This window comes from Bifidobacterium sp. N4G05 (genome assembly GCF_002742445.1).
Taxonomy (GTDB): domain Bacteria; phylum Actinomycetota; class Actinomycetes; order Actinomycetales; family Bifidobacteriaceae; genus Bifidobacterium; species Bifidobacterium hominis.
Window position 1 is genome coordinate 94,664 of record NZ_NJNQ01000006.1, and the last position, 20,272, is coordinate 114,935.

15 protein-coding genes and 3 tRNA genes are annotated in these 20,272 nt (G+C 55.5%); 7 read left to right on the forward strand and 11 right to left on the reverse strand.

Translation table 11 applies throughout. From position 1 onward, the window contains the following. Positions 1-5: 5 nt before the first annotated feature. Complete coding sequence (locus CE153_RS07310) at positions 6-1,328, reverse strand: ATP-binding protein (RefSeq protein ID WP_180753443.1); 1,323 nt, start codon at positions 1,326-1,328, stop codon at positions 6-8. 385 nt (positions 1,329-1,713) lie between these two features. Between CE153_RS07310 and CE153_RS07315 the strand changes: the two genes are divergently transcribed. Continuing rightward, positions 1,714-3,045, forward strand: coding sequence for a hemolysin family protein (locus CE153_RS07315; RefSeq protein WP_099595719.1), 1,332 nt, complete (start codon positions 1,714-1,716; stop codon positions 3,043-3,045). Positions 3,046-3,226: 181 nt separating this feature from the next. Here the strand turns inward: CE153_RS07315 and CE153_RS07320 are convergent, their stop codons facing one another. Both CE153_RS07320 and CE153_RS07325 read right to left on the reverse strand, forming a co-directional pair. Continuing rightward, positions 3,227-4,210, reverse strand: coding sequence for an L-lactate dehydrogenase (locus CE153_RS07320; protein WP_099595720.1), 984 nt, complete (start codon positions 4,208-4,210; stop codon positions 3,227-3,229). Positions 4,211-4,529: 319 nt separating this feature from the next. After that, positions 4,530-5,279, reverse strand: coding sequence for a M48 family metallopeptidase (locus tag CE153_RS07325; RefSeq protein WP_411436377.1), 750 nt, complete (start codon positions 5,277-5,279; stop codon positions 4,530-4,532). Positions 5,280-5,381: 102 nt separating this feature from the next. On the opposite strand from CE153_RS07325, the gene CE153_RS07330 reads away from it, so the two are divergent. The 3 genes from CE153_RS07330 (at position 5,382) to CE153_RS07340 (ending at position 5,641) form a co-directional block, all read left to right on the forward strand. Continuing rightward, positions 5,382-5,455: transfer RNA gene (locus tag CE153_RS07330), tRNA-Ile, on the forward strand. 39 nt (positions 5,456-5,494) lie between these two features. Continuing rightward, positions 5,495-5,567 (forward strand) — tRNA-Ala (locus CE153_RS07335). A 1-nt stretch (position 5,568) separates the two neighbouring features. Beyond that, a tRNA-Ala gene (locus tag CE153_RS07340) sits at positions 5,569-5,641 on the forward strand. 420 nt (positions 5,642-6,061) lie between these two features. Here the strand turns inward: CE153_RS07340 and CE153_RS07345 are convergent. Beyond that, a complete protein-coding gene (locus tag CE153_RS07345; RefSeq protein ID WP_099595722.1) occupies positions 6,062-6,565 on the reverse strand; it encodes an MscL family protein in 504 nt (167 codons plus the stop codon). Between the two features lie 240 nt (positions 6,566-6,805). Here CE153_RS07345 and gdhA point away from each other — a divergent pair, with 240 nt between their 5' ends. Continuing rightward, the gene (gene gdhA / locus CE153_RS07350) at positions 6,806-8,152 is read left to right on the forward strand and encodes an NADP-specific glutamate dehydrogenase (RefSeq protein WP_099595723.1); all 1,347 of its coding nucleotides are present in this window, start codon (positions 6,806-6,808) and stop codon (positions 8,150-8,152) included. Between the two features lie 500 nt (positions 8,153-8,652). On the opposite strand, the gene CE153_RS07355 is transcribed toward gdhA, so the two are convergent. The 7 genes from CE153_RS07355 to dnaA all read right to left on the reverse strand — a co-directional run bounded on the left by CE153_RS07355 (position 8,653) and on the right by dnaA (position 19,424). Then, on the reverse strand, positions 8,653-9,192 hold the full coding sequence (locus tag CE153_RS07355) for a DUF3566 domain-containing protein (protein WP_099595724.1): 540 nt from the start codon (positions 9,190-9,192) through the stop codon (positions 8,653-8,655). Between the two features lie 75 nt (positions 9,193-9,267). Next, positions 9,268-11,973 carry a DNA gyrase subunit A gene (gyrA, locus tag CE153_RS07360; protein WP_099595725.1) on the reverse strand — a complete coding sequence of 902 codons (2,706 nt, stop codon included), beginning with the start codon at positions 11,971-11,973 and terminating at the stop codon, positions 9,268-9,270. Between the two features lie 53 nt (positions 11,974-12,026). Further along, positions 12,027-14,144 carry a DNA topoisomerase (ATP-hydrolyzing) subunit B gene (gene gyrB, locus CE153_RS07365; protein ID WP_236824500.1) on the reverse strand — a complete coding sequence of 706 codons (2,118 nt, stop codon included), beginning with the start codon at positions 14,142-14,144 and terminating at the stop codon, positions 12,027-12,029. Positions 14,145-14,414: 270 nt separating this feature from the next. Then, the gene (locus CE153_RS07370; RefSeq protein WP_099595726.1) at positions 14,415-14,900 is read right to left on the reverse strand and encodes a DUF721 domain-containing protein; all 486 of its coding nucleotides are present in this window, start codon (positions 14,898-14,900) and stop codon (positions 14,415-14,417) included. After that, positions 14,900-16,102, reverse strand: a complete 1,203-nt coding sequence (gene recF, locus CE153_RS07375) for a DNA replication/repair protein RecF (RefSeq protein WP_099595727.1) — start codon at positions 16,100-16,102, stop codon at positions 14,900-14,902. The genes CE153_RS07370 and recF overlap by 1 nt, the downstream gene beginning before the upstream one ends. Before the next feature lie 165 nt (positions 16,103-16,267). Continuing rightward, the gene (dnaN, locus tag CE153_RS07380; protein ID WP_099595728.1) at positions 16,268-17,392 is read right to left on the reverse strand and encodes a DNA polymerase III subunit beta; all 1,125 of its coding nucleotides are present in this window, start codon (positions 17,390-17,392) and stop codon (positions 16,268-16,270) included. Between the two features lie 556 nt (positions 17,393-17,948). Then, on the reverse strand, positions 17,949-19,424 hold the full coding sequence (gene dnaA / locus CE153_RS07385) for a chromosomal replication initiator protein DnaA (RefSeq protein WP_099571583.1): 1,476 nt from the start codon (positions 19,422-19,424) through the stop codon (positions 17,949-17,951). A gap of 318 nt (positions 19,425-19,742) precedes the next feature. Here dnaA and rpmH point away from each other — a divergent pair, with 318 nt between their 5' ends. Together rpmH and rnpA are read left to right on the forward strand one after the other, a co-directional pair. After that, positions 19,743-19,877, forward strand: a complete 135-nt coding sequence (rpmH, locus tag CE153_RS07390; RefSeq protein WP_003807168.1) for a 50S ribosomal protein L34 — start codon at positions 19,743-19,745, stop codon at positions 19,875-19,877. A gap of 17 nt (positions 19,878-19,894) precedes the next feature. Further along, positions 19,895-20,257: a ribonuclease P protein component gene (gene rnpA, locus CE153_RS07395; protein ID WP_099595729.1), complete on the forward strand. Its 363-nt coding sequence runs from the start codon at positions 19,895-19,897 to the stop codon at positions 20,255-20,257. Positions 20,258-20,272 lie beyond the last annotated feature (15 nt).

Genomic DNA, 20,272 nt, shown 5'->3' on the forward strand with positions numbered 1-20,272 from the left:
ACGATTCATGACAGACGTCGATCTGCCGTTGTACGTGCAAGCACAGCCACCGCATACAACGGTAGATCCTGTATGTCACCATCCTTGCGTGGAGGCAACGGCGAGAACCGCACAGCATGCTCAAAGCCGAATCGTTTGATGGCGGCCTTCAGACTTTTCGCGTGAAGATTGATGCCGGCCTTCACTTCAATCGGTATAACATACCGATCGTTCTGCGCAAGAAAATCAAGTTCGTTCGTCGAATTGGCATTCGTCCAATAGCGGGGCTCAAATCCATACGAAACAAGTTCCTGACATACCAATTGCTCGGCAAAAGCGCCTTTCGCTGAACCAAATACCGAATCGCCATCCAAAATACTCTCCGGACTCGCGCCATTCATGGTACGCAACAAACCGACATCGGACGTATAAAGCTTGAACGCATCGACATCATCGAATGATTTGAGCGGATATTCCGGAGCGGTGACCCGCGCGACCTTCAATGCGATCGATGAATCAAGCAACCGCTGAATCGCTAATTCAAAATCTTTGCCACGTCCACCGGAACGCACCGCACCATAAAGAAACTTCTTATTCTCACGCGCAAGCTGGGAGGGAATTGAATCCCAAACCTGTGCAAGGCGCAAGGAAAATCCCCTCGGCATCGCATCGGCATACTTCGAAAAATCACCGCGATAGCCCTGCAGGATGTCTTCCTGCACCTGCATTATCCGATTGAAATCAGCACCAGGATATGTATCGGCGAAAATCTCGACGGCTTCCGGCATGCCACCTACCACCATGTAGTATTTCAGCCATTCCATGAGCTGCTCGTGGAATACCGACATCATGTCCAGATCCGCGTTTTCGATGATTTCCGTAAGATTATGGCAGCCAACGGCGTCCAGAAATTCCAGAAAATTCATCGGATATAGACGGTAGCGATCCACCTTCCCCACGGGATAGGAAGTGCCTGGATGCACGGTGATGCCCAACGATGATCCGGTTGCGATCAGCGCGTATTCGCAAGCTTCCTCTGCGAAATATTTCAACGCCTCGACGGCTCTGGGAATCGCCTGCACCTCATCAAGCACAATCAAAGTCTTCCCGGGTTCAATGCGCGTTCGCGAAGCCAAAGCGATACCTGCAATCAACCGTTCAGGACGCAGAGAACCGGAAAAAAGTTGATCCATAGCCTCATTGTTCTCCAGTGAGACATACGCCATCGATTCAAACTGAGTGCGTCCGAGCTCTTTAACCAACCAGCTCTTACCGGTCTGTCGGGCACCGTCCAGAATCAAAGGCTTGCGATGCGCATCGTTCTTCCATGCGATAAGCCGTTTCATCATCCAACGTTTCATAGATGCACCTCGCTCGATCAACTTTCCCAATACACCATTTGCTGTCGGAATGGCGAATTGACAGGAATAGTCGTTTTAAACAAAAATACCATTTTCTAGGGGATAATCACCAGCTTAAGCTACATTTTCTAGGGGAAATTAAAAGTTTACACATACATAATCTCCATATCAACATCATATCGACGTCATGTTGCCCCACTGGACTAGGAGCAACCGAATACCGACAAGGACCGGCTGATGATCACCGGAGCACGCTACCAGCTCGACACCGGAAAAGTCGGAGTATTGAGCTTCTGACGTTTTTCCGGAAAAGACAGCTTCCAAGTCCGTTGCGTCGCGCTGTTTTGACATGCCGTTGCTTTAGATTGGAACCATGTCACTCGGTTTGAATATCCTCCTGATCTTCATCTTCCTGCTGCTCGGTTCCGTGTTCGCCGGCACCGAACTGGCGTTGGTCAGTCTGCGCGGATCGCAGATCGACCAAATGGAACAGGAGGATGCCCGCGGCAAGCGCGTCGCACAAATCGCACGCGATCCGAACACGTTTCTGTCGACCGTGCAGATCGGCGTGACGTTGAGCGGTTTTCTTTCCGCATCGTTCGGCGAATCGTCGATTTCGCCATACATTGTGCCGATCGTCGAAAGTTGGGGCGTGCCGACGAGCGTGGCCGCTCCCCTAACAACCATTGTGCTGACGTTGATCATTTCATACTGTTCGATTGTGATTTCGGAGTTGGTGCCGAAGCGTATCGCCATGCAGCGCAACGAGCAGATCGCGCGTGCCGTGGTGCCCGCGATTCACGTGTTTGCGAAGGTGTGCAAGCCGATTATTTGGCTGATCGGCAAGAATACGAACATTATTGTGCGCATGCTTGGTTTTGATCCGAACGAGACCGACAGCGAAGTGTCCGACGAGGAGCTGCGCGTACTCGTCAACACCAATACGAACTTGAGCAAAGACGAACGCACGATCCTCGACGACGTGTTCGACGCGTCCGAAACGATTGTGGCGGAAGTGATGCGCCCGCGCGCCGACGTGGTGTTTCTGGATGGTGCCATGCCAATCGAGGAGGCGGCCGCGTACGTACGCGGAATGCCATACTCTCGTTATCCGGTGACCGGCAAGGATTTCGACGATGTGCTCGGCTTTGTGCACGTGCGCGATCTGCTTGACATCCGCGACCCCAAAGCACGGACGGTTGCCGACGTGACGCGCGAGGGCATTTCGCTGCCGGGCACGTCGAAGCTGCTGCCAAGCCTTGAATTGCTACGAAAGCGCGGCATTCATCTGGCGGTGGTCATCGACGAATATGGCGGTACCGACGGCATCGTCACGTTGGAGGATATGACGGAGGAGCTGGTCGGCGATATTCGTGACGAATACGATCTGCCGGAGGAGAAAGGCGGCGAACGCACGGAACGTACTGCGTTCGTCAATGGCGTCGCCACTATCGAAGGTGGTATGACGATTGAGGATTTCGCTGATTTGACCGGTATCGAGCTTGAGGACGGCCCGTACGAGACGGTTGCCGGCTATTTTCTGGCGCACACTGGCAAGATGGGCGAAGTCGGCGATGTGCTGTCTTCCGACGACGGTTACGACATGACTGTCACGCAAGTGGACGGCCGTCGTATCGAAATGCTGGAAATTCGCAAGCATACGGTTGATGACGATACTGCGAAATCCGCAAAGACTGCAAAATAATCTGAAATTAATCGAAATAAATTGAGATAAATCGAAATAAAAACAGGCTTGCGATTATGTGAATGCTGATTTTTCATATGTTCAATATCAACATCAGTAATCGCAAGTCTGTCTATTACGTTTGTCACGTTATTAAATCTGTCGATTTACTACAGATTCAGCCGCAGATTTAATCACAGATTCAGCTACGCAGTGTGGAATGACATTCGTCGTCCCACCATGCAAGTTGCGCGATATTGGCGCGGATATGCTCGCAGGACGCGTGGAATTTGGCCTGTTCGCTTTCGGTGAGTGTGGGATTGAGTACTTCTTCGACGCCGTTCGCGCCGATGATGCACGGCAGGCTTGCATAATTGCCGCTTTCGCCTTGTTCGCCGGTAAGCAGCGTGGAGCAGGCGGTCGCATAGTGTTCGTCGCAGAGCACGGCTTGCGTAAGGCGTGCCGCGGTGGCTGCAATGGCGTATTCCGTGCACTCTTTGCCGGCATACACGCGGTATCCGCCTCGGCAGGCGTCCTGCTCAGTTTCCTCCTCGTCAAGAGTGAATCGTTGCGGATTGTCTTGCGCGAGTTGAGTGAGCGGCTTGCCTGCGATGTTTACGTTCGACCAGTAGGCGAACTGCGAATTGCCATGCTCCCCCAGCATGTATGCGCAGATTGATTTCTGGTCCACGTTGACGCGTTTCGCAATGGCGTTGCGCAGTCGTGCGGAATCCAACGCGGTTCCGGTGCCGATGATTTTGCGCGGATCATAGCCGGTGATGTGCCAGATTGCGGTTGCGACCACATCGCACGGATTTGAGATGGTGATGATCACACCGTGGAAGCCTGCGTTGAACAGTCGGGAGATCCAGGTGCGTGCAATGTCGGTGGTGACGAACAGTTCGCCGTCACGATTTTTGGCACTGGTTTTCACGTCGCCGGCAGCGTTGATTACCACGTCGCAGTCGGCTAGCTGCTCGTATTGCGTGCCGTAGTTGCCGATCACGCAATTATGCGGGTAGAAACTCAACGCATCGCTTAAATCCTGACATTCGCTGACTACCTTTTGATCGTTGATGTCGCACAGTTTCAGTTCTTCGGCCAGTCCTGCGGAAAGCACGGCATTTGCAACATGCGCACCCACGTGTCCGATTCCGATAATGCCGACTTTTCTCAATACAGCCATGGCCGGTCCCTTCCTCACTTGTTCGATCTTTCTGCATGACTGTTCGCATGCAAACGTTTCAGCTGACATGATTGTAGGCTTGCAAATCGCGGATGTTCAGCATTTTGAACATCTTATGGACACAAAAAGCTATACGAATCACCTATACGTCGTTATCAAACATTCGCAAGCCGTGACAAGTCATGGCAATCTGCGCAATGTGACGGCAACGGCGCGATATCGCAAGTATTTCAACATCACAGGCAACGCAACAACATCGCCCTACGCAAACTCATCGCAGCATGGCAGCATGACGGCGAACGCAACAGCATCGCGAGCATCACAACACAACATGACGGTTCAGCTCCCGCCGCACTTGCCTCCATTGCGGCAAATATGCGCTCATACGCCGCTGAAAGCCCTCTCCGTGCCCATTTTCCCACAGGTGCGTCATTTCATGCACAAGCACGTATTCCAGGAATCTGGGGTCCATAAGACCGAGTTGCAGGTTGAGTCGGATGCGGCCAGTTTTCGGCGTGCACGATCCCCACCTCGACGTCATGATGCGCAGTGTGACATGCGTTGGCTCGCGACCGATAATCGGCGACCATTTCGCAAGCAGCGCCGGCAGTTGCGCATTGATGGCCCGTACGGCCCGTTCCTTCGCTGCGTCGTTCCACACGAAAGCGCGCGGATTATTCAAGCTATTGGGATCGTCTGGATTGTTTCGATCGCCCACGCCGCCTGAATTTTTCAGACCATTCAGATTTTCCGGACCATTCGAACCATTCACACCGTCCAAACCATTGAAATTGCTTTGACGGATCTGTTCATCCTTGGCTTGCAGCATGGTACGTCGCGCGCGTTCGATCCATGGTTTGCATTCCGTCACGAATCGTGCGATTGCCGCTTGCGACATGCGAGAAGGTGCGGAGATGACGATTTGCGCGTTCGGCGGTTTGATGCGCAGGTACATGTTTTTGATGGCTTTACGCACGATGGTCACCGTCATTCCAGCGATTTGCGTGGTTTCTTCGGATAGCGTGCGGCTGCGCGCTCCCCCGCTGTTGTTACGCCGGTTGTACGTCATACCTACATTATGTCACGACACGCCGAAGACGCACCTTGTGTTGACTTTCTTTGAAACTCGCGTATTATTTCAATTCGTTGTGCTTAACAGTGCAGCAGGAACGGGCCCGTAGCTCAGGTGGTTAGAGCGCATCCCTGATAAGGATGAGGTCGGAGGTTCAAGTCCTCCCGGGCCCACAGTGATTAAGAGCGGCGCGGCCGCTTTTTTTCAACTATGGGGCTATAGCGCAGCTGGTAGCGCATCTGCTTTGCAAGCAGAGGGTCGCCGGTTCGAACCCGGCTAGCTCCACGGGGCTATGGCGCAGCTGGTAGCGCATCTCCATGGCATGGAGAGGGTCAGGGGTTCGAATCCCCTTAGCTCCACAGACAGGGTTTCCGGTGATTTCCGGAAGCCCTTTTTTCATACCAAAATCCAAACCCGCATCCCAATTCCTCCACCCGCTGGAGAAAACCGGACGCAGCCAAGCACCTCACAGTCCAAAAACCTCCACCGAGTGGAAGAATCCTCCCGCCAACAAGCCTCCCAGCATCCCAAAACCTCCAGTCACTGGAGAAAACTAGACGCAATCAGACATCCCACAGTCCAGATTCCCCCAGTCACTGGAACAAATGACCCGCTGAGGCACCTTCCAGAGTCCGTATTATTCCAGCGCATGGAAGAATTACCCCGCTGAAAGACCATTGCAAAAGGCCGTCTCAGACGGGACTTGCGTCACCGCTTGAAACGGCCTCGGATTATTGATTATTACGATTGCTGACAATACTTCCGATTGCTTACGATGACTACCGCACTACGTCCGCGCCGGCAACCGTGCCAGAATCGTTCGGCACGTTCTGTGCATCCTGTGCATTCTGCTTGGCAAGTTCGTCGCGGATTTGCTGCAACAGCAGGATCGTTTGCTCTTCGGTGGAGATTTCCGGCTCTTTGGCGGCTTCCTCCTCGGCTTTGCTCCGTTCTTCCGAAAGCTTGGTTTTGGCGAGCAACGCCTCGGTCACATCACGGAATTTGTTGATCGGCACGAGAATGCAGAAATACACGGCCGCCGCGATAATCAGGAAATTCAATATCGCGCCAAGTACTGCGCCAAACGAAACCGTCGCATTATTGAATGTAATTGCCAGCAGACCATCCATATTCGGTTTGCCGAAAATCATGGCGATGAACGGATTAATCACGTTGTTGACGATCGAATTAACCACCGTGGTGACGGCACCGCCCATGACGACACCGACCGCCATGTCGATCATGTTGCCGCGTGCAATGAATTTCTTGAATCCTTCAATCATGATGATTCTCCCAGTATGTGAGATTACGAGATGCTGTTACGGACGTACTCTCTCCCACGTTTTCCGCATTTCCATCCTATAGTCAACACAAGGCATGGCAATCCGTAAAAAGAAGCAAGTCCGGAACCAACGCTCGCCAAAAGCGTCTCCAAATCCTGAACAAGGTCTTGTGCTGCCCTTATTCGTGCACATAGAATGAGGCCGTCTATTGATAACCTAACTATCCCGAAGGGGAAGAATATGCTCACTGATGAGTACGTCAAGCGCGTGTACGCGCAGGTAGAGAAGCGCGACGGCGACCAGCCGGAATTCCTGCAGGCCGTTCGCGAGGTTTTCGAAAGCCTCGAACCGGTGGTCGCGAAGCATCCGGAATATGAGAAGGCGGGTGTGCTCGAGCGCATTGTCGAACCGGAGCGCGTGGTGAAGTTCCGCGTCGCATGGACCGACGATGAGGGCAAGGTGCAGGTCAACCGTGGTTACCGCGTCCAGTTCAACTCCGCTATCGGCCCGTACAAGGGCGGCCTGCGTTTCCATCCGAGCGTAAACGAGGGCGTCATCAAGTTCCTCGGCTTTGAGCAGATTCTGAAGAACTCCCTGACCAGCCTGCCGATGGGCGGCGGAAAGGGCGGCTCCGACTTCGACCCGAAGGGCAAGTCCGATGCCGAAGTCATGCGTTTCTGCCAGGCCTTCATGACGGAACTGTGCCGTCATATCGGCCAGTTCACCGACGTTCCGGCCGGCGACATCAACGTGGGCGGCCGCGAGATCGGCTACCTGTTCGGCCAGTACAAGCGCATCCGCGACGAGTATTCCGGCGTGCTCACCGGCAAGGGCCTCGAATTCGGCGGCTCCCTGGCTCGCACTGAGGCCACCGGTTACGGCCTGTGCTACTACACCGCCGAGGCAATGCGCGTGCTGCGCAATGACTCTTTTGAAGGCAAAACCGTGGTCATTTCCGGCTCCGGCAACGTGGCCATCTTCGCCACCGAGAAGGCTCAGGCCCTCGGCGCGAAGGTTGTGACCGCCTCCGATTCCAACGGCTACGTCTACGATCCGAACGGCATTCAGCTTGACGTGGTCAAGGACATCAAGCTGGGCCATCGCGGCCGCATCAAGGAATATGCAGAGCGCGTGCCGGGCTCCGAGTACCACGAGGGCTGCAAGGGCGTGTGGACCGTTCCGTGCGACATCGCCCTGCCGTGCGCCACCCAGAACGAGATCGACGAGGAGTCCGCCAAGGCCCTTATCTCCAACGGCTGCACCGTGGTGTGCGAAGGCGCCAACATGCCGTCCACTCCGGAGGCAATCGCCGTCTACCAGTCCAACAACGTGCTCTACGGCCCCGCTAAGGCCGCGAACGCGGGCGGCGTGGCAGTTTCCGGCCTTGAGATGAGCCAGAACTCCTACCGCCTTTCCTGGACCTTCGAAGAGGTTGACAGCAAGCTCAAGTCCATCATGGAGAACATTGTTGCCAACTCCTTGGAAGCCGCCAAGGAATACGGCCACGAGGGTGATCTGATGCTCGGCGCCAACGCGGCCGGCTTCGTCAAGGTCGCCAACGCGATGGTCGCCCAGGGCGTGCTGTGATCTAGTCGATTTAGCCAATACGGCTGATTATCGGGAAGAAATTGAGGGTCTGTCTGGTTTATTCCAGGCAGACCCTCTTTTCGTATTTCAACACGTATTTCAGCGCACCCAATCTAGTTTCAATCATATCTGAAACAACCACTCAAAAAACATGATAGTTTCAGCTATCACCGCAACTTCCTCTCATACAGCTCCGCTATCTCGCTTATATATGGCAGATTTGAGAGTTCGTACGGTGATATTTCGCCTATATATGGCAGCCTTGGTAGGCAAAACGACCCAAAACATACCCCCGAACTGGCTTTTTCGCAAGTTGACCTGCCATATATAAGCGAGATGTCACCGGTCAGAGGACGAAATCTGCCATAGATAGGGCAGATATGGGTTGATTTGGCAAATACGAAGGCGGTCTGTGCCGTGATTGGAATCACGATACAGACCGCCTTGTTGCGCTTGAACTCACTATCGCCGCTCGCTGCTGTTAACAGCCCGCAGAGCTATTAATCATCTCCAAGCGTGACGTGAATACCGCCGACGAGGGTGCTCACCACGTTGTACAGCAGCGTGAGAATCACCACGAGCACGGTGATCAGCACCACTTCCACAATGGAGAAGATGGTGACGGCACTCAGAACGGTGCTCAACGAGAACACGTCCGTCAAGTCAAATCCGCCGGCATCCAAGCCCGTGGAAGACACGATCTGCGTAACCTGGTCGAACACGCCAACCACGTTCAGCATGCCCCACAGAATAGCTGCCGCAACGATCTGAATAATTCCTCCCGCGATGGAAAGCATGAACGCCACCTTAGCGGCCGACCATGCGTCGATACGCGTCAGAGACAGGCTCATACGGCGTGCGCGCGGAGTACCGCCACGACGCTTCTCACGAACCTTCACGCCGCCGGAAGCGGGGGAGGAGGCACCCTCATGTGCCTGAACCTGATCCTCACCAATCAGCGGCTGACTGGAAGCGGAACGTGCCACGCGCGGTGCATGCCCATCCTCCGGCATTTGCTGTCCTTCGTTGTTCTCGCTCATCGTTGCTCCTTGCAAGATTGTGCCCAGTTCTTAGCTGAGGCTACCAGTTTTCACAGACGATTGTCCGTGCTTCGATCAGGCCTCTACATTCTCGCCATCGCCGGATTCGGCGTTGGTTTCAGCAGGGGCTTCAACTGCAGATTCAGACGATTGTGCAGTACCCTCGTTCACAGTTGCGTCCACGGTTGCATTTTTAGCGTTTTCCGCGGATTCATCATCGTCCTTTTCCTCGTTACGCGCGATGGAGATGATCTCGTCGTTCTTGTCAGGCTTAGCGAACGTCACGCCCTGAGTGGTACGTCCAGTGCGCTTGACCTCGTCGACGTTGGAACGGATGACCTTGCCGGACTTCATGATGGCCATGATCTGGTCATCTTCCTCAACGATCACCGCGCCCACGAGGGAACCACGGCCTTCGGCGAGCTGCACGGCCTTGACACCAAAGCCATTACGGCCCTGCAGGCGGTATTCGCTGATGGCGGTACGCTTGGCGAAGCCTTCGTTGGTGACCACGAACAGATCCTTGTCGGAATCGCCCCAGACCACGTCCATGGCCAGCAGTTCGTCGCCTTCGCGGAACTTCATACCCTGCACGCCGGCAGTCTGGCGTCCCATCGGGCGTAGTTGCTCGTCGTTGGCCTGGAACTTCAGGCTCATGCCCAGCTTCGACACGAGAATGATGTCATCCTCAGCATTGCACAGTGCGGCACCGATCAGCTCGTCGGCGTTCTCGCCGTTTTCGTCGGCCATGAGACGCACTGCGATCAGGCCGCCCTGACGCGGGGAATCGTATTCGGCGAGCGCGGTCTTCTTGACCTTGCCGGAACGAGTGGCGAGCACCAAGTACTTGGCCACTTCGTAGTTCGGAATCGACAGCACGGTCTGGATCGTCTCGTCAGGGCCGAACTGCAGCAGGTTGGCCACATGCTGTCCCTTGGAATCGCGCGATCCCTCCGGCAGCTCGTAAGCCTTCAAACGGTACACGCGTCCCTTGTTGGTGAAGAACAGCAGCCAGTTGTGAGTGCTTGTCAGGAAGAAGTGGTCGACCACGTCGTCCTCACGCAGCTTGGCTCCCTTGATGCCCTTGCCACCACGGTGCTGCGCACGGTATTCGTCGGCCTTGGTGCGCTTGATGAAACCGGAGTGGGTGACGGTCACGACCACGTTTTCTTCCGCAATCAGATCTTCGACGTTCATTTCACCGGAGTATGGCAGGATCTTGGTTCGACGTTCGTCGCCATACTTGGACACGATTTCGTCAAGCTCGTCGCCCACGATTTTGCGTTGACGCTCCGGCTTGGCAAGAATGTCGTTGTAGTCGGCGATACGACGCATCAGCTCGTTGTGTTCGTCAAGAATCTTCTGGCGTTCCAATGCGGCCAGTCGGCGCAGCTGCATGGCCAGAATGGCGTCGGCCTGCACTTCGTCCACGTCCAGCAGGTCCATAAGGCCCGTACGTGCGACTTCCGCGGATTCGGACGCACGAATAAGCGCGATGACCTCGTCGATCATATCGAGGGCCTTCAGATAGCCCTGCAGAATATGGTCGCGCTCTTCTGCCTCACGCTTGAGGTAGGCGGTACGGCGTGCGATGACTTCCAGCTGGTGGCCCACCCAATGGCGGATGAACGCGTCCAGAGACAGCGTGCGTGGCACGCCATCGACCAATGCCAGCATGTTGGCGCCGAAGGTCTGTTGCAGCTGGGAATGCTTGTACAGGTTGTTGAGCACAACCTTCGGCACGGCATCGCGCTTGAGCACGAGCACGAGACGCTGTCCGGTACGGCCGGAGGTTTCGTCACGCATGTCTGCGATGCCTTGGATCTTGCCGTCACGCACCGCTTCGCGGATGGAAACGACCAGTCGGTCCGGGTTCACCTGATACGGCAGTTCGGTGATCACGAGGCACATACGGCCCTTGATCTCTTCGGTGTTCACCACCGCGCGCATGGTGATCAAACCACGGCCGGTACGGTAGGCCTGTTCGATGCCCTTGTGTCCGAGAATCGTTGCGCCAGTAGGGAAGTCCGGCCCTTTGATGATGCGGATCAGGTTTTCGAGCAGCTCTTCGCGGCTTGCGTCCGGGTGGTCAAGCGCCCAATGCACACCTTCGGCCACTTCGCGCATGTTGTGCGGAGGAATGTTGGTGGCCATACCCACGGCAATGCCAGACGAACCATTGCACAACAGGTTCGGGAATCGTGCCGGAAGCACGGTCGGCTCCTGTGTCTTGCCATCGTAGTTCGGCAGGAAATCGACGGTGTCTTTGTCGATGTCGCGCACCATTTCCATGGCGAGCGGAGCCATACGGCATTCGGTGTAACGCATTGCTGCGGCTGGATCGTCGCCGGGGGAGCCGAAGTTGCCTTGGCCGTCGACCAGCGTGTAACGCATCGACCACGACTGTGCCATACGCACCAACGTGTCGTAGATCGCGGAATCGCCGTGCGGATGGTACTTACCCATGACCTCGCCGACCACGCGGGCGCACTTGGAGTAACCGCGGTCGGGACGGTAGCCGCCGTCGTACATCGCGTAGATCACACGGCGATGCACAGGCTTCATGCCGTCGCGCACGTCCGGGAGCGCACGGTCCACGATCACGGACATGGCGTATGCCAGGTAGGAATCGCGCATTTCCTGCTGCAGATCCTTCTTCTGGATACGTTCGCCCACCATCAGGCCGTAATCGGTGTTGTCGGCCTCCTGCGGGCTCAACGGCTCCATGGAGCCGTCAGGCACGAACTGGCCGTCTTCGTTGCTGTTGTTTTCGTCTGCCAACTTCTAAGTCCTTCTAAATCCTTATGAAACCTTGCCTGAAGTCCTTGAAATTCCTACGCGTCGATCCAGCTGACGTTGCGTGCGTTGCGCTGGATGAATAGGCGGCGAGGTTCGACTTCGTCGCCCATGAGCATGGAGAAGGTTTCGTCGGCTGCGGCCGCGTCTTCGATCTGCACCTGCTTCAGAATGCGGTGGTCAGGATCCATGGTGGTTTCCCACAGTTCCTGGTAGCTCATTTCACCCAGACCCTTGTAACGCTGGATGCCCTCTCCCTTCGGCAGCTGACGGCCGGAAGCCTTGCCTTCGGCGAGCACGCGGTCGCGTTCGGCGTCGGTATAAACGAAGTCGTGCGCACCCTTGGTCCACTTGAGTCGGTACAGCGGCGGCATGGCCACATACACGTAACCGGCGGTGATCATCGGGCGCATGTAACGGAAGAACAGCGTCAGATTCAGGGTTGCGATATGCGCGCCGTCCACATCGGCATCGGCCATGATGATGACCTTGTGGTAGCGGACTTTGTTCAGGTCGAAATCCTCGCCGTAACCGCCGCCGACCGCAGTGATCAGCGATTCGATGGTTTCGGACTTCATCATGCGGTCAAGACTTGCACGCTCAGTGTTGAGGATTTTGCCTCGCAGCGGCAGAATGGCCTGCGTGATCGGGTTGCGTCCCTGAATTGCGGAGCCGCCTGCGGAGTCACCCTCCACGATGAACAGTTCGCACTCTTCAGGATTGTTGGACTGGCAATCCTTCAGTTTGTCTGGCATGCCCGCGGATTCGAAGATTGACTTACGGCGGGTATTCTCACGTGCCTTCTTGGCTGCAAGACGCGCACGGGAGGCTTCAATGGCCTTCTGGATGATGTTCTTGGCTTCGCTGGGATGCGCATCGAACCAGTCGCCGAGCTTGTCGGTCATCACGCGCTGTACGAAGGTTTTCGCTTCGGAATTGCCGAGCTTGGTCTTGGTCTGGCCTTCGAATTGCGGGGTGGTGAGCTTCACCGACACCACTGCGGTCAGGCCTTCGCGCACGTCGTCGCCGGAAAGGTTCTCGTCCTTGTCTTTGAGGATGTTCTTTTCACGTGCGTAACGATTGACGAGCGAAGTCAGAGCCGCACGGAAGCCTTCTTCGTGGGTGCCGCCTTCGGTGGTTGAGATGGTGTTGGCGAAGGTGTGCACCGCTTCGGAGTATGCGGTGGTCCACTGCATGGCGATTTCCGCGGAAATGCCGATTTTCAGATCTTCCGCTTCGAAATCGATGACATCCGGTTCGACCGGGGTTGCCTTGCGGGATTTCACCAAGTAATCGACGTAATCCTTGATGCCGTCGTTGTACTGGTAGGTGACTGCCTGATGCTTCGGTTCGGCATTGTCGTCACCGTCACCTGCGACTTCGTCTCCTGCCTGGTCAGGCTCGCGCAGATCGGTTAGGGACAGCTTCAGACCCTTGTTGAGGAACGCCATCTGCTGGAAGCGGTTGCGCAGGGTTTCGAAATCGTAGGTGGTGGTTTCGAAGATCGCGCCGTCGGCCCAGAAGGTCACGGAAGTGCCGGTGGACTCGTCTTCACCCATCGGTTCACCCTTAACCAAACGTGAGGTCGGCTTCTGGTCGATGTAGGTCTGGGTCCAGTGGAAGCCCTGGCGGCGCACTTCGATGTCGACGCGGGTCGACAACGCGTTCACCACGGAAATACCCACGCCGTGCAGACCGCCGGAGACCGCGTAGCCGCCGCCACCGAACTTGCCGCCTGCGTGCAGCTTGGTCATCACGGTTTCCACACCGGAAACACCTTCGCCCGGCACTTCGTCGACCGGAATGCCTCGTCCGTCATCGACCACGCGCACGCCGCCGTCCGGCAGAATCGTCACTTCGATATGCGAGGCATAGCCCGCCAGCGCCTCGTCGACGGAGTTGTCGACGATTTCATACACTAGGTGGTGCAGGCCACGGGGGCCGGTGGAGCCGATGTACATACCCGGGCGGATTCGCACCGCCTCAAGGCCTTCCAACACTCTCAGATCGGACGCGTCGTAATGCTCCGGAGCCAAAGTGTCGTCGAGCTGCGCATCTTCGAGCTGATCGTTTTGGTTCCGATCTTCCTGCGTGTTTTCAGCTGATTCGTTCAGCGAATCCGCATCAAGGTCTACCACAGAGATTCCTTCCTGCATTTTTCCCGCCAATGAGGGTCATTCACGCAGGTGATACCACCTAGAACGCAAATAAAGGCCCCTTCTAGGCGTTTACATACACTGCTTGATATTCTACTCATGCAGGGGGACAGCACGCCAGAGGCATTTATCCTTGAAATTCAGCCGTTTACCCCTGTCTTTTACGTTCGGAAAAGTATCTTCCAACCCTCGCAAAGGTCATCTCCGGGACATATTCGACGAATGGCTGATCGCAAACCAACTATCACACCAATATCACGTGATATTTCGCTAATATCGGGTCCTTCTGGTCATTCGCCCTCGGCTGAATCCCTGTTGCTGGGGGCCAGTGACGCGCACTTCGTTGATGGTCAGCCCCTCGAGTCTCCTGCGAATGGTGTCGGTCAGCAGCGGAATCATGTACGTCATGGTGGTGGTCCATGCGGGGCTGTCGCATCGGATCGTCAGAATGCCGTCGCGCAGGTCGACGGGGTAGGAGTGGCGCGCGTTTTCTTCACCGACCACCTGATCCCAATGATTCTGCATCTGCGCGATTTTCAAATGCGGCGTCCACGAACCTTGCGTTGCGATCACGTTGAAGATATTGCCGACCGTCTGCGGGTCGCGTCCGGGTTTGCCGAAATTCTCCCATGCCTGCCGCGCACGTTCCTCACGTTCCTTGTAACGTCCGGCGCGTTTGCTGATGCGTTCGAACACTTCGGCGGGCAACTTGCGTTGGTCGAGATGCAATGTTTCGCAGATTGGAGGGTTAGGCATCAGCGGTCACCCTCCCTTCCTGCCGCAAGCTGCGCCATCATCGCCACCAAATCGTTATCGCCGCCATCTTGCAATTGCCGACGCAACGCGGCCACGTCAATCACATGCGCGTGCACGGCGTCCGTTTGCGGAATGTCGCTTGCCGCGGCGACGGTGATCAGCACTTGATCCTGCCGCATCGCAAAATCGAGGATCTGCCCACGGCGGGATTCGTCAAGCTGTGCGAACACATCGTCGAGAATCACGATCGGCTTGCTTTCGAATTGTGCGGAAACCGCTTCATATAGCGCCATTTTCAACGCCAAAGCCATGGTCCACATCTCGCCGTTGGACGCGAATTCACGGGCGGGCATGTCGTTAAGCAGCAAGGTCAGATCATCGCGATGCGGGCCGATCAGATTCTGCCCGCGTGCCACTTCTCCCGGGTAGATGCGTTGGAAATGACGGCTGATTTCCGCGCCCGGATCGTCGAACAGCATCACTTCGTCGAAGGATGGCTCGTATGCGAGCGCCGCCCGCTCACCGTCGCCTGCCAAAGATGCGTAGATTCGCGCGAAAGGCTCCCCTAAGCGTGTGATTACATCGTTGCGTTCCCGTGTCAATCTCATGCCGAGATCGATGAATTGTCCTGTCCAGATTTCCAACCCGCTTAAAACCGTCTGCTGGCTGTATTGCAGATCGGTATTCGTGCCGTCGCCGAGTTGTTTGAGCAGTGCCGTGCGTTGTTTCGCCACGTGTGTGAATTGTTGCAGCAGCTGCGCGTAGTGGGGGAGTAGCAGGGAAGCGGCCTGGTTGATGAAGTTGCGTCGGGTTGCTGGGTCGCCTGCTACCAAACGCTGATCTTCGGGGGTAAAGGAAACGGAGGGCGTGCGCCCGATGAGATCGCGCATGTATTGCGATTTTCCGCCATCGATTCGCGCCCGATTCGCACCTCGCGCCACGATGGTCGCTTCGTAGGTGTGTTGCGTTTCGTCATCTTCCACATTGGCTCGGATGGTGGCCGAAGCGCACCCTTTTTCGATTAGCGGCAATGATGATGACGTGCGATGGCTTGATCCTGTGGAAAGCACTTCGACGGCTTCCACAATATTGGTTTTGCCGAGTCCGTTGGCTCCTTGCAGAATGTTGATTCCCGGTTCGAAGTCGAGCACGCAATGTTCCCAAGAACGGTAGTGGTCGAGCGCTAGGCGGGAAATATACATTCACAATCCTTGAGAATAAAGCAAATTTCTTACGTGGACAATCGCAATTATTTACGAATATGATTGCTTATGCAATATTCATATAAACGGGCTGAACCGGCAGTAATAGCCATGTTCAGCCCTATTTTTGCGATGCACCCACGTTTTGTGCGGAGCGGTTTATGTTTAGCTGTTGAAACGCATGGGCACAAGCAGGTAACGGTAGTCCATGGATTCCTCGGAATCCGACTCCTGCTGGCCGTTGAATTCCACAGGCTTGACAGCGGTGGTCATCTTCATGCGCACGAACGGTTCCGCAATGGCGCTCAGGCCTTCGATCAGGTAGGTCGGGTTGAAGGCCACGGTGATGTCTTCTCCATCCATGTCGATGTCGAGGATTTCCTTGGCTTGGGCTTCGTCCGCGGTTCCTGCGGTCAACGTGAGTTCCTGGCTGGTGAAGGCCATGCGGATCGGTGCGTTGCGCTCGGCGACGAGAGAGACGCGCTTGATGGCACTAATGAGATCCTGCTTGTTGATGACCGCATGAATCGGGTATTCGTCGGCATACAGGCGGTCGACCGCGGGGAATTCGCCGTCGATCAGCTGCGAGGTAGACAAGCGTCCGGCGTTCTCGAAGCCCAGCAGCGACGGATTCTCCGTGTCGAAGTCCACAACGATGTTCTGGTGCTCATCCAGAGAGCGTGCCACGTCGCGCAGCAGTGCGCCGCGAACGAGTGCGGTGGTGTTTGTGTCCGGGTTTTCCGGCGTCCACGTAAAGCTCGAACGAGACAGACGGAAACGGTCGGTGGAGCTCATGATCACCTTGTCGCCTTGGAACTGCACGCGGATGCCGGTGAGTACGGGGCGATTCTCCTCGCGGGAAACGGCAACGGACGCCTGGGTGACGGCCTGGGTAAAGGTTTGCGCGTCCACTTGGCCCAGTTTGGCCGGAATTACCGGAAGATCCGGATATTCGGCATCTGGCATGAGCTGCATGGTGAAAGTGGACTTGCCGGAGGTGATGGTCATGGTCGATCCATCGGTGGAAAGATAGGTTTTCGCAGCAGGAAGCGACTTGGTGATATCCGCCAGCAGCTTGCCGAGCACCAAAACGGATCCGGCTTCATCGATGCCTGCTTCAATGTGGTGGCGGGCGGAAATGGCGTAATTGAAGGCGGAAAGCTGGAGAGTGCCGTCGATGGCCTCCAAACGGACGCCTGCCAAAATGGGGGATGCAGGACGAGCGTCGATCACGCGGGTGGTCCAGGCTACTGCGTCGGCCAGCGCTTGGGAATTGACTTCAACTTTCATGGCTAATTTCCTCGTTTCATTCGGTCCATAAGTCATTTTAGCGAGCTGTCAGAGTTTTGACGAAGCGTGGGGAATTCCCCACTTATGGTGACGATGATGATTTTCTTATAACAATCTATATTCGTCATAATAAGGCCTGTGGATAATGTGGGTAAGTGCACGGATCCCACATTTTGCAAGGGCTCAATGCACCTCACTCCCTGTGGATAACTTTTGAATGGAGTGTGGACAAATCAATGGGTTATCCACAGGGTCGGAGATTCGAAAAAGTTATCCACAAAAGCCTGTGTATAGTCCACAACTCATCCACCGCCAATTTTTGCGTTTCCAACGGCTTTTCCACCGAGAAATCCCTAATTTGTGTATAACTATGTGGATAACTTCAATAAAAATCTTCCACAGCCCGGCGTGTCAGCCCGGTCGGTAAAGTAGCTGGTAAAGGTTTTACTAATATTCATACTTAGAGCCTGAAATGCGCCTAAAAAGGCGGAAAACGCCAAAATCGTTTTTGAGGCGTCCAAAAACACACGTAAACGCGCGAGGTCGCGGAAAAACGCTATTTCTCGCCGGAACGCTGCTTGAGCTGCAGCGTCAACTCCGTCACATAGTTGTAGATTTCCTGCTTTTCCTGCATTTCATCGCTGATACGGGTGTAGGCGTGCATCACCGTGGTGTGGTCCTTGCCTCCAAACACCTGGCCGATGTCGTTCAGACTCATGCTGGTGAGTTCACGCACCAAATACATGGCGATCTGGCGGGCCAGCGCGATTTTCTTCGTGCGAGAACGGCCGACGATGTCATCGAACGTGATGTAGAAGTATTTCGCCACCTGGGTGATGATGTCGGTGGGCTTGATTTCCACATCGGTCGCGAAGAAGTCCTGCAGAGTATGCTCCGCCAGCGCGCGAGTCACCGGCTGTCCGCTCAGGGAAGCCATGGCAGTCACGCGGTTCAGTGCGCCTTCCAGCTCGCGGATGTTCTCGGTGAAACGTTCCGCAATAAGGTTGAGCACGTCGTCCTGAACGTTGGACCCATGGGCGATCATGCGCAGAATGGCGATTCGCGTCTCCAGATCCGGCGGCTTGACGTCAACGGTCAGGCCGGATTCGAAGCGGGAGATCAGGCGTTCGTTGAAGCCCTGCAGATCCTTCGGAGGCACATCGGATGCGATCACAATGCGCTTGTTCGCCTGGTGCAGGGTATTGAACGTATGGAAGAACTGTTCAAGTGTCGCGTCCTTGCCGCTGAGGAATTGAATATCGTCGATCAGCAGCACGTCGACTTCACGGTAGCGACGGTTGAATTCCTTGATTTGGCCGGAATTCTGGTTGGTGTCGCCCAATGCTTCGATGAATTCGTTGGTGAATTCCTCGCTGGTCACATAACGGACCTTCAGTGAGGGATCCTTGACCAGCGCGTAGTTGCCGATGGCGTTCAGCAAGTGGGTTTTGCCCAGGCCGGAGCCGCCATAGATACACAGCGGGTTGAAATCATGGCCGGAACCTTCCGCGACGGCCAATGCGACGGTGCGCGCGAAACGGTTGGAATCGCCAGGAACGAAGGTGTCGAAGGTGGCGTTTTTGTTCAGGTGGGTCTTAGGATCCAGCAAAGGCCTGTTCTGGCCTCGTTGGAAGGTGTTGGGGCGTTCCGGAGGCATGACGACCGGAATGGGAAGCTGGCCCTGCGTGGTTTCCTCAACATGAGGCGCGGGGGTAAAATGGGGGTATTCCTCTACGGCCGGCTGGGCGGGTTCCTTCTTTTCTACGATCTTGAATGCGGGGAAAATATCCTGTTCGGCGGCCTCGCGCAACGCCTTCAGCAAGGGTTGGCTCAATTCGTTCTGCAACGTCTGCTGCGCGGCCGCGCTGGGCACGCACAACACGATGGTGGGACCCCACATGCCTTCCGGAAAAACATTTTCCAGCCAGCTTTTGTCACGTACGGAAAGCGCGGGATTCTGGTGCAGCAACGCCAGCGCGTCGGACCATACTCCGCGAGCCTGATCGAGAGGATCGGTTGTCGTATCGGCCACGGATTCCCCTTTCTCGACAGACTTCTACCAGTAGTGCAACTGTTTATTTGTACTCTCTTTTCCCCGAGTTATCCACCGGTAAGCGTGTTGAAATAATTGAATTGTGAATAACAGTGATGTAGTTTGTGGATAACTTTTGTGGGGAGTTTGGCGATATACCAACGTTTTTTGTGGATTGTTTTGTGGGGAGAGTCCCCATGAAAATGTGAAGGAATTAGCGGAGGCAGTTACTCTGTTCAGGGGTCAGAGTAATTTGGTAGAGCTTGACTCATGAGGAGCCGTGCCTTGGCATGGCTAAAAACACCGGGAGCATTAATTATGAAGAGGACATTCCAGCCGAACAACCGCCGTCGCCACATGAAGCACGGTTTCCGTCAGCGCATGCGCACCCGCGCAGGCCGCGCTCTGATTAACCGTCGCCGCGCCAAGGGCCGCAAGTCCCTCGCTGCCTGATTTAACGGCATAGAGCGGTGGAACGGCTGAAAAGCCATCGCGATTTTGTCGCGGTGCTCAAACGCCGTCGTAGGGTATCGCGAGAAGACATCGTCGTGCATTATTTGATGCACGACGATGCCATTATTGACGATTCTGCGACGAAGCGGGGCCGACGTGTCGGTTTGGCCGTTTCCAAGGCTGTCGGCAACGCAGTAACGCGTAATGCCGTTAAACGTCGTTTCCGCGTGCTTGCACGAAAGTACGAATCTGCCTTACCTGAATCCTGCGATATCGTGTTGCGTGCAAAGCCAAGTGCTGCACATGCTGATTTTCTATCGTTGGAACAGCAGATCGTAGCATGTTTTGAAGCGGTGAATCGTAAGGCCGTGCGTCAGTAATGAACGCCGGTCGTG